Consider the following 18843-nt stretch of genomic DNA (forward strand, 5'->3'; position numbering starts at 1 on the left):
TTATTTATTCTCCTCAGTAGATGTTGAAGAAAATGTGATTGAATTTAATGGAATAATTTCAAATTGATCATCCTTAACAACAGATAAACTATTTTTTAAAGTTGCGCTATTAATTTTTGTTAAAAAAATAGTTGTCTTGGTAGATAAACCGACCAATCAATAACCTAAATAATGCTCGGTTGAGGTCAAAATAAACACAATTTTATTTTTAGGTTTGATATTAGGAATCTTAGATGCTGTATGTGATTTTTTACCTACTTCAAATGTATCAATCGGTAATACAATTAATTGACGATTATTTAAAACAATTCCAATAACCGGTTCATTACCTATTAAATGTGCCTGTACTATTCTCTCATCTAATTTAATATTAAAAGCCTTAACTCCGCTAGTTTTTAAATTTTGATATGGAATTTCATCAATAGAATAAATAATGTATTTTGAATGTGTAAATAAAACTATGTTTTTAGAAACTGGTGTCACTAATAATACTTTTAACAATGAATCTTCAGGTTTTAATTCATAACAACTCATGGCTTTAATTTTTGTCTCAGCAAATGACTTTAACGACATACGTTTAATTCGTCCATCTTTTGTTACTAAAACTAATGTTCTTTCTGGTAATTGTTCGTCAATAATATGGTTATGATTTATATTCATTGCAAAAATGATTTTTTCTGGACCATCTAATTTTCGCAAATCATGCAAGTGTGTTCCAAGATCGCGGATATTGTGGTTCCCAATTTCATGGACATTTATTAAAACATAATTACCACGGTTTGTAATTACTAAAAATTTATCTAAAGTGTTTGATTCGAATATAGATACAATAGCATCTCCATCTTTTTTAATAAGTTGTTGTGCTGATTCAGAAACGTTAATTTTTTCTTCTAAAACACGAACATAACCGTCGTATGTTGTTACACATGTTACTTGTTTTTCAAAAATCTGTGTTTTGTAAGTGGTAACTAATTCGTTATTATTTAATTTAGTTCTTCTGTTGATTCCAAATTTATCACGAAGCTTTGTTAAATAATTAGTAATAAATTCAATTAAAATGGTTTCATTATTAATGATATTGTTTAAACGTTTAATCTCTACTACAAGATGTTTTTGTTCTTCTTCTAATTTAGAAACATCTGTTGAGCTTAATCGATATAATCTTAGATCTGCAATAGCAGTAGCTTGTTTTTCGTTAAACGAAAATTTATCAATTAAATTTCTAATAATTTCTTGTCGATTTGATGCTTTTCTAACTAATGCAATAATTTCATCCAAAATACTTACTGATTTTATTAATCCTTCAACTAAATTTAAACGTTCTGTGTGTTTTACCAAATCAAATTTTGAACTACGGATTGTTATCTCTTTTTGAAAATTTATAAATGATTTAATTAAGTCTTTCAAAGTTAGCAAAGTCGGTTTATGATTATGAATTGCCACCATATTATATGAATATGGTTCGCGAATTGATGTACATGAACATAAAAATTCCAAAATTTGCTTAGTTTTTTCTTCGCTAACACAATCAGTAATAATAATAATTTTTAAACCATTCCTACCACTTTCATCAAGGATATCTTTTATTTCTTGAATGTTATTTTTTTCTTTTGCTTTATATATTGATTCGATAAAATTACTTTTAATAACATTAAATGGTAATTCATCAATTACAATCTGATAACCTTTTTTAGTAGCAATAATAGTTGTTTTTGCCTGATTAAATATTTTTCCTTTACCTGTTGAATAAATTTCTTTTAATTGTTCTTTAGTAGCAATTATTTCTCCTCCTGTTGGAAAATCAGGACCTTGAATAATATCTAAAACATTATCAATACTAAAATTTTGATGGTGTAAACAATAAATAATAGCGTTAATTACTTCTGTTAAATTATGTGGTGGAATGTCGGTGGCATATCCAGCCGCAATTCCGGTTGCTCCATTAACAAGAAGATTTGGAATAAAAGTTGGAAAAACAGTTGGTTCTTCTTCAGCATCATCAAAGTTATTTTGAAAAGTAGTAATTTTCTTATCAAGATGACCAACAATATATTCACTAATTTCTGATAATTTTGCTTCTGTATAACGCATCGCAGCAGGACTATCACCATCAATTGACCCATTATTCCCGTGAACAGAAATCAATTGTGCCGACATTTTTCAATTTTGTGATAAACGAACTAACGCTTCATAAACGGATGTATCACCGTGTGGGTGATATTTTCCAATAACTTCTCCGACGATTCTTGCACATTTTTTAAAATCCTTATCATAAGTTAAACCTAGATTATGCATGGCATAGATGATTCTTCTCTGAACAGGTTTTAGACCATCGCGAATATCTGGTAATGCGCGATCTTGAATAACGTATTTTGCATATCTTGCAAAACAAGTTGATAACACTGTATCAAAATTTGTATCAATGTACTCATTAATTCGTTCTACAACCTTGTTATCTTGATTATTAATTTTTGCCATACCTCACCCCCGCTAAATAAACCCTGAATCTTCATATGAAAAATCAATATTTTTTTGAATTCATTCTTTTTTCTCATCGACATGTTTTCCCATTAATAAATTCAACATTTGAAGAGCTTCAACTTCATCCTCGATTGTCACCTTAATTAATTGACGAGTGGTTGGATCCATCGTTGTTTCTCATAACTGATCTGCGTTCATTTCACCTAAACCTTTGTATCTTTGAATAGAGTAAATATTATTTTGCATGCTATTAACGTTGTGCTTTGTGCAAAATTCTTGATATTCTTCTTCGTTGTGTAAATATGTTTTTTGTTGATTAGTTTTATTAGAAACTTTAAATAATGGTGGCTTAGCAATAAATAAATATCCATTTGTTATTAGAGGACGCATATATTTAAAGAAAAATGTTAATAATAAAGTTTGAATATGTGCACCATCTACGTCAGCATCCGTCATAATAATAACTTTATGGTAATTTACTTTTTCCACATCGAAATCTTCCCCTATGCCAGCACCAATAGCGTTTGTTATTGTTAAAATTTCATCATTTTTTAATATCTCAACCAAGTTTGTTTTTAAAGAATTAATTACTTTTCCTTTTAGTGGTAAAATAGCTTGATGTTTGCTATCACGACCTTGTTTTGCGCTGCCTCCAGCAGAATCTCCTTCAACAAGAAATAATTCGTTTAAAGTTTCATCGCGAGAATTACACATCACTAATTTTCCTAAAAAATGCGAATGATCTTTTTTACCTTTTAATTTTAATTTAGCAACTTCCCGTTGTTTTTTAACTTCATTACGAATTTTGGCAGTTGTAACAATTTTTTTTAAAATTTTATCAGCTTCTTTGCGATTCTCAATTAAAAAATATTTCATTTTTTCATAAACAAAATTTTCTACAAAAGTTTTTATTTCTTGCGTCGCAAGTTTCCCTTTAGTTTGTCCTTCGTATTGTAAAAATTGTTCTGATACTCGGACATCAATAATTCCAACTAAACCTTCACGAACATCACGGCTTTCCACGACCAATTTACTAGCTGTATTATTTTCTCTAATAAATTCTAATATGGCACGACTAAGACCTGACTTAAATCCTGCTTCATGAGTCCCGCCGTTAATAGTTTTAACATTATTTGCAAAAGACATCACTTGTTCTTCATCTTCATCTTCTAAATAAGTTAATGCAAAATTTGCAACAAAATTATGATTTACTTTTGAATATGAAATAATTGAAGCAGCAAGTTCTTCACCCTTTACAATTTCATTTATCATGTCTACTAATCCGTTTTCTGAATAAAACGTTTCTGACATACCAGTATTTTCATTGAGTAAAGTTATTGATAGTTTTGAATTTAGATATGATTTTTCTTTTAAACTTTTTTTAATAAGTTCATAATGTCAATTTTTGGCTGTAAAATATTCTAATTCTGGTCAAAATCTTATTTTTGAACCAGTTGCATTTGTTTTAGATACCCTTCTTAAGGGTAAAGATATTTCTCCGTTTTTAAATTCTATCTCATACAAAAATCCGTCGCGAGACACTTCTGCGCGAAGTCTTTTGCTCAAAGCATTTACAACAGAAGAGCCAACTCCGTGCAAACCACCAGATGATTTGTAAGAATCTTCATTAAATTTCCCGCCAGAATGTAATGTTGTAAAAATAATTTCAATCGCTGGTTTATGAAATTTTGGATGATTATCAACAGGAATTCCTCTCCCGTTATCTTCAACACTAACTGAGCCATCTTTATGAATTGTTAATTTGATTTTGTTTCCAAAACCATTCATTATTTCGTCTATTGAATTATCTAATATTTCTCAAATTAAATGATGTAGTCCTGTTGAATCAGTGCTACCAATATACATTCCTGGGCGTTTACGTACAGCATCTAACCCTTCTAAAACTTGAATATTGGATGCATCATATTTTTTTTCCATCGTTTAATTTCCTTTTCACCTAATTTACATTTTATAGTTTTTTTTCAAAATATTTAGATGTGTAATAATGGAAAATCAAAATATTAAAAAAGTAAAATAAGAATATGATTGAAAATGCATTAATATTAAACTGTTTAATTGGCGGAATCTTTATAATAGTAGGATATTTAATAGGTAGTTTGTCCCCATCTATTTTAATAAGTAAGAGACTGTATAACGTAGATGTGAGAACACTTAATTCGCAAAATGCCGGAACTACAAATTTCGAAAGATCATTTGGAAAAAAATATAGTAGAGTTGTTTTCTCATTAGACGTAATAAAAAGTGTTGTTGCAATTGTTATATGTATGATTGCACAATACGTTATTTCTCATCACATTCAAATAAATAATAATAATTTAGGAATTAGTCCAATAGTTGCTGGAATAGGTGTGATTTTGGGTCATCGCTTTCCAATATGACATAGGTTTAAAGGCGGGAAAAGCGTTGCATGCTGTTACGGAGTTTTGATATGTATTCACCCTATATTTATATTCGTAACACCAATCTTATTTTCTATTTTACGAAAAGGATTAAATGTTGTTTCAACAGCTAGCATGTTAACAGTCTCATTTTTATTTATATCTGTAATGGTAGTTTTACTTGCTATCCCAGTCGTTGCTCCAAGTGAATGAAAAACATTATTTTTCCAAGGTGATTACAGCACAAGTGAAATTTCTTGATTAGCAAATAATATTGAAAACAATTCGTGATGAAGATTATTAATAACAGGTAACTACATTTATTATTTTGATATAAATAGTTATTTATCAAACGCAAGAAGCATTCTTACTAATTATTCAATTACACAAGAAACAATTTATATATGAAGTGAAGGTTTAACTTGTTTATTAATTCCAATTTTTATTATCTTATTTCACATTCCAAATATTAAAAAAATAATAAAAGGAACTGAAAGGTTATACATCGAACCAAACAAACTTGCCCCAAAAAACGAAAGTGTTATTGTTATAAGTAACAAAACTAATGAAGATACCATTAAAAATGAAATTAATAATCCATCCGATATCTAATTAAATATCAATATGATTTTGATATAAAACAATATTTTTATCATTCTTTTTAGATATATCAACAACTAGTCGATTATATTCTCGAATAAAATTAGGATCACTAATAAAATCAAAAGTTATATGAACATTATTAAACTGCGTTTCTGGATTAAAACGAGCTTCAATGATTTCCATTTTCTTTTCTGTTTCACTTGGGTATGCTAAAATACACAAAATACGAGGAGTTAACGCTGTAACGAACAATTCATCTTGCTCTTTCATCAAGAATTCAGTTTTAATTCGTTCGCTAAACTCCTTGCAATTTTTACTATATGAATTTATTGATAATGTTAAATTGTTAAATAAAAACGTCATATCTATGTCATCAGAAATTCATAAGAATTTAACGGCTTTAAAACTATACGAATAATAAAAATGTTGATTATATTTATTTAATAAATCATCCAATGTAGAAACATGATTATCACTAATATTAAAAGTATTTTCAATAGTTGGTATTTTGCCACTAAATGCTAATTTTTTACCCGATTCATACTTATATTTTGCTGATAATTTTAGCATTAATTCTAAATGCAACTTTAATTTTAATGAAAATAAATCAAAAAAATTTAATTGGCTTCCTTCATCAAAGGACATCATAGCAAACGGCGACTCTGGGTTTTTAAAAAATGATCTAATATATTCTGATCGATAAAAAGCTGAAAAAATTAGAGTTACAACAAAAAAAATATCAACAATTGATATTTCTTCTGAAGAAAAATTTGAAATAAAATAATTCTCAATTATCGAAATAGCTTTTGATGCTCCCGTTTCAATTCGTGACAATCCATGCTCTACACTATTTTCACGTGATAATGTATTTTCGTAAGTATAACAATCAAAAATAGATTCGTCATGCGATAAATGATTTTTAGTGGTAATTCGAATAACGAATGGTTCCTTAAAACCATCATTAATAGCGTATATTACTCTTTCGCCATTGACATTAGATTCTCATTTTTTAACTCAAAACTGAGGAATTAAATGTTGCTTTTTTGTAAATTGACTTTTATCCATTCTTAAATTCTACTTTAAGTTTTTATTCATTTGAGTTAAAATTGCTTTAATTTGTGCTTCTTTAGGTTTTCTACCCATTTGAGCATACATCATACGAATCATACCTTCATTAATTGGTGGGTTTTCACGTAATTGTTTTTTAATTAATTTTCTTGCTAAAAAAAATCCACCTGCTCCTCCAGCAATTAAACCAATAATTAACAATACAATACCTAATCAAACTTCCATGTTATAACTCCTTTTTAATATATTCTAAATTGAAAAGACTATTTTCCAAAATGCTGACTAACGCGTTTATAAATACTTTCAACATCAAAATGCATTTTCTTAGCAACATCGTTTCCTGGTGCTGAATGACCAAATTCAGTTAATTCAATAACTATATCTTTGTCTTTCTTTAAGCGATAATAATGAGAAGAATCTGCCGCTTCCAAGAAAATTATTTTTTTATTACCAAGAACTGAGTTAATAGTGTTTTCATCATTTCTCAAAAATAAATTTACAGACGGAACTGAAACTATACGAATATTTTCGCAAACCATATTAAAGCGTTGCTTCAATTGTTGGGCTAATTCCACCTCTGAACCGCTAGCTACAATTGTTAATAAATGAGGATTAATTTCTTTTTCAAGAATGTAACCACCTAACAATGTTCCTTCAACGCGAGCATTGTTTTGAAAAACAAGATTTTGTCTTGAACCGATAATAATTGTTGGTTGATGACGATTAATTCTAGCATATTCGAAGGCTCCGATAGTTTCATAAATATCACATGGTCTAAATAATGTTGTATTTGGGATTGAACGAAGCATTGTTAATTGTTCAATTGGTTGGTGAGTTGGTCCGTCTTCACCAGCAAATATTGAGTCGTGAGTAAAAATATATAAAACATGAGCATTCATTAAGGCAGCTAAACGAATTGACGCTTTCATATAATCAGAAAATGATAAAAATGTAGCACACATTGGTCAATAGTGTTTTTGCAAAGCAATTCCGGCTGAAATAGCACCCATTCCAAATTCGCGAACACCATACTTAATTCCATTAGGATTCTTATCCCTTCCTAAAATTCCTTTATGTCCTTCTACAAAAGTAGAACCAGATAAATCAGCTGACCCTGCAACTATGTGTTTTGGATAAACTTTTTCTAATTCTTTTAACACTTCACCAATACATTGTCTTGTAGCCATAGGTTTTTTATTTGGATTAATACGCTCAGCTAAATCATTCATATTTATTTTCCCAATTTCTGGAAAGGTGCATAAATTTTTTAATTCTGAGTGATGTTTTATTAATTCATTGAATTTTTGATTTCATTTTTTACAAGCAAGTTCTTTTGAATTCGTTATTTTTCTAAAAGAAGTATAAACGTCTGATGGTACTTCAAATGGTTGATAATTTCATCCTAAAGTTTCTCTAGTTTTTATTAAGGCATCAGCTGATAAAGGTGCTCCGTGAGCCTTTGGGCTATTAGCAACAGGAGAACCATATCCAATAATATTTTTAACTTCTATTAAAGTAGGTTTTGTACTTTTTTTAGCTTTTCTAATTGCTAAATCAATTGATCTTATATCATTTGCATCTTTTACTAAGATATAATTTCATGAATGTGCCTCAAATCTTTTTTTATGATCAACGCAAGTTACTTGATCGCACATCGTATCTAATTGAACATCATTTGAATCAAATAGAACAATTAATTTTTTAATTTATGGCAACCAGCTAAAGCAATAACTTCTTCCGAAATCCCTTCTTGTAAACAACCATCACCAACCATAACATATGTGTGGTAATTAATTAATTCATTAGCAATATGACCATATTCAGCCTCAAGCAAGACTTGATTCAATGCCATCCCTACAGCACCTGCTAAACCTTGACCTAGCGGTCCTGTCGTGAATTCTATTCCTTGAGTAACACCGTATTCAGGATGTCCAGGAGCTTTTGAATTTAACTGACGAAATTTTTTAATTTCTTCAATATTTAAATCCGGATTACCTATTAAATGTTGTATACCATAAAGTAACATTGAAGCATGTCCGTTTGATAGAACAAAGCGATCACGATTAATTCACGTTGGATTTTTAACAGAATAATTCAAATGATTTTTGAATAATGTGTAAATTATTGGAGAAGCACCAAGTATTGCTCCAGGATGACCTGAATTAGCTCTCGAAACTGCATCTATTCCTAGGAAACGCATTGCGTTAATATTTCTTAAATCTTGATTACTTTTCATAATTTCCTCACTGTAATTTATTGTATAAAGAATTTTTTGAATTATTTTATTTTTTTAACAAATAATTCTTTTAATTGTTCATCACTTACTTCTCCTGGCGCATTTAACATTGTATCTACACCAGCACTATTCTTTGGAAAAGCGATAACTTCTCTAATACTATTTAATTTTAGTAAAACCATTACTAATCGGTCTAGTCCTAATGCAATTCCACCATGCGGTGGCGTTCCGTATTGTAATGCATTAATGAATTTTCCAAATTTATTTTTAATCTCTTCCTTTGATAATTTAATAGCTTCAAACATTCTATTCTGCATCTCTGCATCATAAATTCTTAAAGATCCACCACCTATTTCATATCCATTGATTACAATGTCATAAGCTTCAGCCTTTGCATTTTTCAAATCATGGTCAAAATTGTTTTCTCACACTTTAGTTGGTCTTGTAAATGGGTGATGTGCCGTGCTAAATTGATTAGTTATTGGGTCGTGTTCAAATAATGGTCAATTAATAACTCAGCATAAAGCGAATTCTTGTTGGTATAAGTCAAAATCTTTAGCAACTTGTGTTCGAATTTGTCCAAGTGCATTTGAAGCTAATTCGTAATTATCTTTTATAAATAAAAATGTTCCTTCAGATACATTGACATTAGTTGCTTTTATTAAATCTTTTAAAATTTGTTGATTAACGTATTTCTTAATCGGAGATAAGGTAATTTGATTGTTTTCAATAATTAAATAAGCCAATCCATTGATACCAAATTTTTTAGCAGTTTCGGTATAAGTGTCTATATGCTTTTTTGATAATTTTATATTCGGAATAAAAATACTTCTAATTTCTTTATTTTCTTTTTTTGCATTAGCAAACACTTGAAATTCAGAATTTTCAAAAATATTTGTGATTGTGTATAACTCTAATTGATAACGTAAATCTGGCTTATCAGAACCATATTTATCGATTGCGTCATCATAATTAATTTTTTGAATTGGATAATTAATTTTAATACCCTTTATCTCATCAAAAATATTAATAATCATATTTTCAATTAATTGCATAATTGTTTCTTTACTTTCGAAAGACATTTCTAAGTCCAACTGAGTAAATTCTGGTTGACGATCACTTCTCAAATCTTCATCACGAAAACATTTAACAATTTGAAAATACCTTTCCACTCCACCTATCATTAATAGTTGTTTAAAAATCTGTGGTGATTGTGGCAATGCATAAAATGAACCTGGGTTCAATCTTGAAGGTACTAAAAAATCTCTTGCTCCCTCTGGAGTTGGTGTTGTCAAAACTGGAGTTTCGATTTCAATAAACCCTTTTTGATTTAAATAGTTACGAATGTAAATAAATAGTTGGTGACGGAATTGTAGAGATCTTAAAACATTTGGTCTTCTAATATCTAAATATCGATATTTAAAACGGGTTTCATCCAAAGCATCTGTTATTTCGTTAATTATCAATGGTGTTGTGATAGCTTCATTTAAAATATCTAATTTTTCAACTAAAACTTCATATTTACCAGTTACAATTTCTAAATTAGGAGTTTTTCTTAGTAAAACTTTACCACTTATTGATATAACAAATTCGTTTCGTAATTTTTTTGCTTCGTTTAGTAAATTTTCTGAGAACACTAACTGTGCTATTCCGGTTCTATCCCTTAAATCTACGAAAACAAGATTTCCCAATTTTCTAACTTTAGAAACTCATCCTTTTAATACTACTTGATTGTTTTCGTGATTAGTAATTGATAAGCATTCAACGCGAAAATTATTTGTCATTTTTTATTCCTTTGTAAAAATCATTAATGTTGATTTCTTTTTGCGTTTTTTGCTCTACATTTTTGATTGTTAATGTTTTATTTTTTAATTCCTGATCACCAATTAAAATAATATTTCTAGCATTAAATTTTTCAGCTAATCTAAATCCATTTTTTAAGTTTTCGCCATTTGAGTTAAAATCACAACTTAAATTATTTTCACGAATTTTTGTAAGAATATCAAAAAGAATACTACTATTTGATGTTAGGTTAATTATGAAATAATCTAATGTTTTAAATTCAAATTTTTCGTCATCCAATAGAAGCATTAATCTTTCAATACCGAAGGCGAAACCAATTGATGGTAAAGGTTTCCCGCCTAATATTTCAGAAAGTTTATTATATCTTCCTCCACCAACCAAAGTCGATTGGGCACCAATTCTTTCATCAGCTGATGTAATTTCAAAAATAGTATCGCAATAGTAATCTAATCCGCGAACCAATTTATTGTCAACGCTATATGAAATTTTTAATTCATTCAAGGTATTCAAAACTTCATAAAAATTATGCTTTGAAACTTCATTTAAATAATCTAATAAAATCGGTGCTGTTAATGTTGCCTCCTTGTAAGCGTCCATTTTACAATCTAAAATTCTTAACGGATTAGTTTGAAAACGTTTTTGACAATCTTCGCAATAGTGGTGAATTTGTGGAGCTAAATGCTTTTTTAATTCATTTAAATATAATTTGCGATCTTCAATTGTTCCTAATGAATTAATATTCACCAATAAATTTTTAATGCCCAATGACTCTAGCATTTTATATGCCAATAAAATTATTTCAACATCATGAATTGGTCGATTATAACCAAAAGTTTCTACTCCAAATTGGTTAAATTCACGCTGGCGACCTTTTTGTGGGCGTTCATATCGAAACATAGAACCATGATAAAAAAATTTTTGCGGTAAATTTGCATATAATTTATTTTCCAATAATGAACGCACAACAGAGGCTGTTCCCTCCGGGCGAAGTGTAATGTTCCTTTCTCCTCGATCTTGAAAGGAATACATTTCCTTCGATACAATATCTGTATCATTCCCGATGCTGCGATTAAATAAAACCGTTTCTTCTAAAACTGGCGTCTTAATATACTCAAATCCAAAATTTTTAGCTATGCTAGAAAATCTATCTACGATATATTCATACTTTCTACCATCTTTACCGTATAAATCTACCATCCCGCGGAGTTTTTGTATCATGTTTACCCTTTTTATTACAATAAAATTATTTTAGCATTCTTGAATATAATAAAATACTATTTTCTAAAAACTAATGAGATATTTGATTGTTCACGTAATGCAATAATAATTTTATTTAAATGTTCATGATTTTTAACACTAATTTTAATCAGTAAATTATAGTGACTAATATTATGTTTTTTACTACAAAAAGAATCTAATAACACTGATTCACAAGCAAAAATAATTTTCGATAACTGAGTAATAAATTCCTTATCTACTTTTTTACAATGTAAAACTAATTCAGTGATAAACTGTGCATTTTTGACAAATTCATTATTTCAATGAATGTCTGGAATAATTTGTGGATGGTTAAATGTTTTACAGTTATAACAATTCTTACGATGAACTTTAATTCCAGAATTTTTAGTTACATAACCAACTATTTGATCGAAAGGAATCGGCAAACAACAATGAGCTGGTTCTAAACGAATATTTGATAAATTTTTCATTAAGAACATTGATGTGCTATTTTTATGAATATCGATTGGTCGTTGTTTTTCGACTTGTATTATGCTTTTTTTGTAAGTTAAAAAAATATTACTTACTAATGATGGTGTCACTCCAACAGATTCATACAAACGATCTAAACTTTTAAAGTTAGTATTTTTTAAAAAATCTCGATTGGCAAAATAAATTTTATATTCATTATTTTTATCAATGTAATCCATGATAATTTTTTTGCCCTTTTCCATTTGTTCACGTTTGATCTCGCGTTCTTGGGCTTGCAAATATTTGCGGATTTTATCGCGGGATGATTTTAAGCTAACTTTGTCATATCAACTAATATTTGGTGTGACATCAGGATTTGTTTTAATTTCAATCACATCCCCCGATTTTAATATTGTATTTAATGGCATAATTCTTCCATTAATAATGGCGTGTTTTGCTTTTTCCCCAACGTTACTATGAATTCTAAAAGCAAAATCCAAAGCAGTCGGTTGCCCATTTAAACTTATAAAATCACCCTGAGGAGTTAGGACATATGTTTTTGATTTAAAAACCATTTCCTCTAGTGATTTCTTTTGTATTTCTTTTGATTCATCATCTTCTTCGTTATATTTTAAAACTGAACTTAACAAATGAATATTATGATCAACATCGTTTTTCTCGTTCGTTAATTTTTTAGATGAAATGTTTTCCTTATATGCCCAATGAGCAGCTAGTCCTTTAATTGCAACGTATTCCATTTCCTTAGTTCTTATTTGGACTTCAATATACTTCCCACCATAACAAACAACTAAATGAAGTGAACTATACGAATTTTCCTTAGGTCTAACAATGTAATCTTTAAAACGATCAGGGATGGTTTCATACTTAGATTGAATAATTCCAAAAACTTCATAACAATTAGGAATCGTTTTAACAACAATTTTAATAGATGATAAATCATAAATTTCTTCAAAAGATTTATTTTTTTGCAAAATCTTACGATGAATTGAAGAAATACTTTTAATTCGATAACTACATGAAGAAATTTCAACTTTACTTTTAAGAACATCTGTCAATTCCTCTAAAAAATTTGCCGTTAATGAAATAATACTTTTAGATTCCTTATTTCATTTAGTGTTCAATTCTTCGAATGCTTGAGGGTTCAAAACTTTAAATGTCAAATAATTAAGTGTATTAGTTAAAGTCTTAAATCCTAAACGAGATGCGATTGGTGTGTAAATTAAATCCGTTTCTTCGGCTTTTAAAAATTGCTTTTGCAGGGGCAAGTGTTTAATTGTTAACATGTTATGTAAACGATCTGCTAATTTAATCATTAAAACACGAATATCTTGAGTCATCGCAAGAATAATTTTTCTTAAATTGGATGTTTTTAAATTATCTTTTTGTTCAATGGTATAATGCTTTAATTTAGTCACTGCATCAACTAAATGTGCAACATCCTCATTAAATTCCATCGCTAGGTCTTCCCTAGTTACATTTTGATCCTCAATAACATCATGTAATAATCCAGCAACAATTACGTTGGGGTCAAGTTCTCAAACTGCTAAAAAATAAGCAGTTGAAAGTAAATGTGTAAAATATGGTTCACCACTCTTGCGTAATTGATTTTTATGTTTTTCATTTGCGTATTGATAACCTTTTTCAATGAATTCTAAAGTTGTTGGATTTTGAATGTAGCGTTTTATGCATTCAAACAATTCCTCTTTAGTATTGATTAGGTAATATTTTTTAATCATGCATTATATTATAAATTAAAAAGTGAGTGATAAAATTCATTTTTTATAGTTTCCACTTTAGGAACATTAATTAAATCAATCACAAAAAATGATTTTACTAATTCTTTGTTTTGTTGTTCTAAATAATTTTGAATTGCCACTAATGAACCACCCGTTGCAATTATGTCATCAATTAAAATAAATTTTTGATAATTATTTAGACTATCCTTTGCAACTTGTAATTTTGTTTCAGCATATTCTGAATTATAGGAAATTATTTTTTCATCTGGAGATGGCAGTTTTCCTTCTTTGCGAATTAACACAAGTGGCTTATTTAATTTATAAGCTAATGTTGTTGCGAATAATCAACCACGTGCTTCTAATGATAAAATAGCATCAAAATTATATTTTTTAATTTGTTTAATAAATGAATCTATAACCAAGCAAAAAGCCTCAGGATTTTCAAACAATTTAGAGATATCTTTAAAAATTATCCCTGATTTGGGAAAATTAGGAACATCAACAAACTCTTTAATTACATCATTTAGTTTCATTATTTATTAAAATCTTCTTCAATAAATGCTAATTCTTTTTGTGCATCTTTATCACGGAAAACTTCATACTTGGATTTGGTAATCTTGTTGATGTGCTCAAAGTTTTGTTCTTCGAATTTTTCTTTTCTTGAAATTGATTTAAAATTGAAATCACGTCAGAAGTTAATGCTTCTTGTTTGTGATCAAGCTCAAATTGGAATAAATACAAAAATAAAGAATAATCACATTACTAAATAACTAATAAAGAAATAAATTTCATTTGACAAGTGATAAGTAAAGGTAATTCACAATGGAACATTTTTATTAATGTCATCTATTACGATTCCAGTTGAATAAGTCAATAACGGAATTAAAATAATTAATAATTGTGAAATATAAAACAATTTACGTTTTCCCATAATTTGGCGAATAATGTTGTAAACTTTTCCAGCTCTTATTCCATGTTCGCGATAATCTGATTCCAAAACCTGTTTACGGTAGCGCATGAAATCAGGAACAATTCCTAAAAAGTTAATAATCATTAAAATAAATGTAAAGAATAAAATAATTATGGAAGTAGCACTTACCGCAATCGAAGAAGGTAATAACAATGCTCCAGACATAATTACGAATCCAAGTGTAGACAAGTACATCGCAATTCCGTTTCCCATTTTATGACGAATATTTAAATAAATAACACCGATTGTAGCTGCAACAATAAAACTAATAAATAAGGTTGTTAATTCACTAACCAAACTCATCCCAGCAGATTGTTCTTGTCACATAAAATAAAATTGATTGTTATTTGTCAAAATTCAATTTTTATAAAAAGTATCAGTATTAGATGTAATTCCTTTTTGCAGAGAGTCCCATTTTGGTGAATAAGGTTGTAAATCCTGTAAATTTGGTGGTGTTACATGCGTTGTCGGATCAAAATATTGAGCAATATGCGTTTGATAACTTTTCAATACGATGTTATTTAAAGCTTTAACATCTGTCTGTTTTAGTGTTGAACGTAAATCTGTTGCTGCATCGTTAATTCCAATATTTACACGAACAAAATAAAAATGAACCTGATTCTGTGGGTTTGGAATAGGGTTTTGATGTGGTAAAAATTGACTAATATCGGTTTGAGTATTTAAACCTAAAGCATATGGATTAACTCAAGAATTATCTATTGAATTTCAATTATCTTGATAAAGAATATGATTTTGTTCACAATATTCATTAACATCATCATGAACCTGAGCTATCGCTTTAATAAAATTCGCTTCAGAAGTGATTTGATACTGTTTTCACAACTCATCAGCGTTAGTAATTTTTTCATCCTTTAGAGCAGCATTATGATTTTTCGCTAAATTTTGTAAGTCCGCTTCATCAGTTATAGCAATTTGTGTTGTTCCAGAAAAGTCGTAATCAAAATTTACTAAACGGTGATTTTTTGAGTAACCAACCCCTAAGATTACACTACTTAAAACGGCAATCAATAATAATCACGTTAAAGCAGTTCAAATAATTTTTCGATATCTTCACGCTAAATATCTTTTATTGGTTAATTTTTCCTTTGAAATTTCTATTTTTTCATAAATATTTAAATAATTTAAATCATCATCTTGAGTATTGACGTTTTCATTGTTTAATTGTTCTTCTTTTTCTTCTAGTTCTTTTTTTTGTTCCGGAGTTAAAAAATCTTTATTTTCCATTATTGTTCACCTCCTGTGTTCATTTTTAAATTATTAACTTCCGCATGCGCACGCGCTGCTTGTTCTTCTTTTTCGGCAAAGATTTTTTCTGGATAATAATGAACATTGGCAACTTGCGATACTGATGATGTGTGTGCTTTTATTCCTAATAATTGCGCTTGTGCTCTTAGATGTGGAAAATTTTCAATTAATGATAATATTCCCATCAATAAAAATGAACTTAAAACAATAAAAATTGATACCAAGAATGCACAAACAATTAATGCCCCACCTTGAAATAATCCAAGAACTAAATTAAACGATAAATATAAAACAGCGAACAACAAGAAGTTAAATTCAAACATTCCATAAAAAATACGTTTAAAACGCTCAATCATCGTTTCAAATAATGTTTTCTCAGCAGGAACAACAAATGGTTTTGTAATTCTTTTTAGCATTAATAAAGCATTTGCAATATATAGAATCACTCCTGTTAAGAAAATAATTAAGGTAGCTGGTTGAAAAGAAATTTTAAAAATAACAAAAATCACAAACATTGACATAATAAAAACAATTAAACCAAGCCCACTAAATGCTCCGATTCAACGATATCTTCAAATTAAATATCCTAACGATAGCACGACAAATACTCCTAAACCAATTAAAAATATTAACAACATCGCTGAGTCGAATAATAACGGGTCTTGCATATTAATAGATAAAATATTTCAATATACACCACCCAAGCTACTACGAACAGCATTTGATAAATCCTGTGTTGCGCTAGATGATTCTTTTGGATCAGATGAATTATAGTCCTTGTGAATTGGATAAAAAAAGTTATTTAAAGCTAGAGAAGTACTTGATGCTGAATCAGATTTATTATCAAAGTTAATCGTGGAAGCGCTTAGACCACCTTTAAAATTAGAAGCATAATCTATTGTATAAATTGCAAACAATTTAGATGGTTCCCACATTTTATTGTCTTTATTATAAGTCATTCGATATTTTGAATTCGCTTCATTAAATGAATTAGCTCAATCTTGTAATTGATTATAATTATGATTATTACTTGAGAAAAATGTGTTATAAGCATTAACTCCAGTACTATTTCAAATACCTTCTAATAGGCGATAATCAGTAAATCTTGGAAATAATAAATTAAAGTAATCTTGACCTGGATCTTTTGGATCACTAGGGTTTTTTTGCAACATCGGTGCATCCCCGTATCACATAAATAAATAAAAATGCAATGAACTATTATAAACAACATTTTTATTGCTATCTTGATCGGGGTTTTGAGTACTTGTTCCATAGTAAGGATTCCCGTTGAAATCATAAACATTAAATTGAAGTGGTTTCATTAAATCATATAGAAATGATGTAAAAGCCTCTCATTTATTTGTATCTGACACTTGAAATGTCAAAATATAATCATTAGATTTACCTAATTGAGATTGAGAAGCATTTGAAAATAAATCAGAATTAATTACTTGATCTTTCATACTAGAACAATCTTTTTCTGCAAATGTTGAAACTTGATTTTGCAAATCAGTCAAACTAAAAGGTGCTAGAACTCCCGATGCATCTTTTTCCCACATTGTTCCATTGTCTTTGTAATGAAAAGTTAATCACTTATAATAATTCGCTAATCAACCTGTCGTTGGGTCTCCGGTTCCACAAGTAATTTGATCCCCAACTACATCCGTAATAGACATATTTTTTGTCGTTGTTCAACTTTTATAAATAGTAATTAATTGATCCATTAAACCAACAGGTCCTTGGATAGAAACCTCTTTGTCATTAATAGCTGTAACTTGTAGATCACGTGGTGAATAAACATTTGGATCAATTAATTTTTGGGTAAACAACATATTAAATTGTTGTTGTACATCAGTTACAATGGTTCTTTTATCTAGTTTTGTTGTGTTTCCTGGTTTATTATCAAAATGTAAAACTACTTGTTCGGTTTTTGAATAATACTTATCAAAATTTTGGCGAAATGATTGGTCATTAAAGCTATTAACAACAATGAACGAAGTTCCAGCTAACGCTAAAGTTCCTAAAATTACAAAAATAACAACAAATGTTAAACGAATTTGGCGAAACATCGTATTAATTCTAATACGGTGATTATAAATCTTACGAAAAGATGATGATGTTTCAAACGATTCCTTAATCGTCGTGTTACCTCAAATATTCGAAGCTTGATTCTTATTTTGAGAATTCTTGCGACCTCTAAAAAACTTCATTTTTTCCCCTTATATGTTTATTCATTTAAACATTTTTAATTATAATTTATTTTGTTGTAAATTAATTTACTAAATAAATTAAAATAAATTCGAAAAGTCTGATAATTTTTTATTACGATCTAGCACTGCACTTAATGTAATGTGTTCAATTATGGTCTTCGCGTCAATATTTAAAACATCCTGAAGCATCTCGTGAAGAAATTTTTCTTTTTTTCAACAAACATTAGTTAAATAACTAAAAACATCCTCAATAGTTATTTTTGATTTTTCGTGCTGAAGTTCAATCGTTTTTATTCAAATAATTTTTAAAATAATATTTGCTTTTCAATTTTTCATTTGTTATTAATATTATAAATTAAGT

The 18843-nt window shown here is 28.7% G+C and carries 13 protein-coding genes and 1 pseudogene; 1 reads left to right on the plus strand and 13 read right to left on the minus strand.

From position 1 onward, the window contains the following. On the minus strand, nucleotides 1-2478 hold the full coding sequence (locus tag ASO20_RS00325) for a DNA gyrase/topoisomerase IV subunit A (RefSeq protein ID WP_085055934.1): 2478 nt from the start codon (nucleotides 2476-2478) through the stop codon (nucleotides 1-3). A gap of 12 nt (nucleotides 2479-2490) precedes the next feature. Beyond that, entirely contained in the window at nucleotides 2491-4419 is a 1929-nt protein-coding gene (locus ASO20_RS00330; RefSeq protein WP_085055935.1) for a DNA gyrase/topoisomerase IV subunit B, read from the minus strand. 104 nt (nucleotides 4420-4523) lie between these two features. On the opposite strand from ASO20_RS00330, the gene ASO20_RS00335 reads away from it, so the two are divergent. Then, on the plus strand, nucleotides 4524-5492 hold the full coding sequence (locus tag ASO20_RS00335; RefSeq protein WP_085055936.1) for a glycerol-3-phosphate acyltransferase: 969 nt from the start codon (nucleotides 4524-4526) through the stop codon (nucleotides 5490-5492). On the opposite strand, the gene ASO20_RS00340 is transcribed toward ASO20_RS00335, so the two are convergent. From ASO20_RS00340 to ASO20_RS00390, 11 genes and pseudogenes are all read right to left on the minus strand, one after another. Continuing rightward, nucleotides 5493-6548, minus strand: a complete 1056-nt coding sequence (locus tag ASO20_RS00340) for a DUF4238 domain-containing protein (protein WP_085055937.1) — start codon at nucleotides 6546-6548, stop codon at nucleotides 5493-5495. It lies immediately after the preceding gene. 9 nt (nucleotides 6549-6557) lie between these two features. Then, nucleotides 6558-6776, minus strand: coding sequence for a YneF family protein (locus ASO20_RS00345; RefSeq protein WP_085055938.1), 219 nt, complete (start codon nucleotides 6774-6776; stop codon nucleotides 6558-6560). A gap of 38 nt (nucleotides 6777-6814) precedes the next feature. Beyond that, nucleotides 6815-7780: a transketolase-like TK C-terminal-containing protein gene (locus ASO20_RS00350; RefSeq protein ID WP_442928650.1), complete on the minus strand. Its 966-nt coding sequence runs from the start codon at nucleotides 7778-7780 to the stop codon at nucleotides 6815-6817. Nucleotides 7781-7882: 102 nt separating this feature from the next. Then, nucleotides 7883-8787, minus strand: a pseudogene (locus tag ASO20_RS03145) (transketolase); the annotation flags it as partial. A 41-nt stretch (nucleotides 8788-8828) separates the two neighbouring features. Then, nucleotides 8829-10571 carry an aspartate--tRNA ligase gene (gene aspS / locus ASO20_RS00360; protein WP_085055941.1) on the minus strand — a complete coding sequence of 581 codons (1743 nt, stop codon included), beginning with the start codon at nucleotides 10569-10571 and terminating at the stop codon, nucleotides 8829-8831. Beyond that, a complete protein-coding gene (gene hisS, locus ASO20_RS00365; RefSeq protein WP_085055942.1) occupies nucleotides 10561-11808 on the minus strand; it encodes a histidine--tRNA ligase in 1248 nt (415 codons plus the stop codon). The genes aspS and hisS overlap by 11 nt, the downstream gene beginning before the upstream one ends. Nucleotides 11809-11864: 56 nt before the next feature. Next, nucleotides 11865-14036, minus strand: coding sequence for a RelA/SpoT family protein (locus ASO20_RS00370; RefSeq protein WP_085055943.1), 2172 nt, complete (start codon nucleotides 14034-14036; stop codon nucleotides 11865-11867). 8 nt (nucleotides 14037-14044) lie between these two features. Next, the gene (locus ASO20_RS00375) at nucleotides 14045-14569 is read right to left on the minus strand and encodes an adenine phosphoribosyltransferase (RefSeq protein ID WP_085055944.1); all 525 of its coding nucleotides are present in this window, start codon (nucleotides 14567-14569) and stop codon (nucleotides 14045-14047) included. Beyond that, nucleotides 14569-16251, minus strand: a complete 1683-nt coding sequence (locus tag ASO20_RS00380; protein ID WP_085055945.1) for a hypothetical protein — start codon at nucleotides 16249-16251, stop codon at nucleotides 14569-14571. Before ASO20_RS00380 ends, ASO20_RS00375 begins: the two co-directional genes overlap by 1 nt. Then, a complete protein-coding gene (locus ASO20_RS00385) occupies nucleotides 16251-18482 on the minus strand; it encodes a hypothetical protein (RefSeq protein ID WP_085055946.1) in 2232 nt (743 codons plus the stop codon). Before ASO20_RS00385 ends, ASO20_RS00380 begins: the two co-directional genes overlap by 1 nt. A gap of 78 nt (nucleotides 18483-18560) precedes the next feature. Continuing rightward, nucleotides 18561-18818, minus strand: a complete 258-nt coding sequence (locus tag ASO20_RS00390) for a post-transcriptional regulator (RefSeq protein WP_085055947.1) — start codon at nucleotides 18816-18818, stop codon at nucleotides 18561-18563. Nucleotides 18819-18843 lie beyond the last annotated feature (25 nt).

Origin of the sequence: Mycoplasma sp. (ex Biomphalaria glabrata), assembly GCF_001484045.1 — a bacterium.
In the GTDB taxonomy this organism is placed as follows: Bacteria; Bacillota_I; Bacilli_A; order Mycoplasmatales.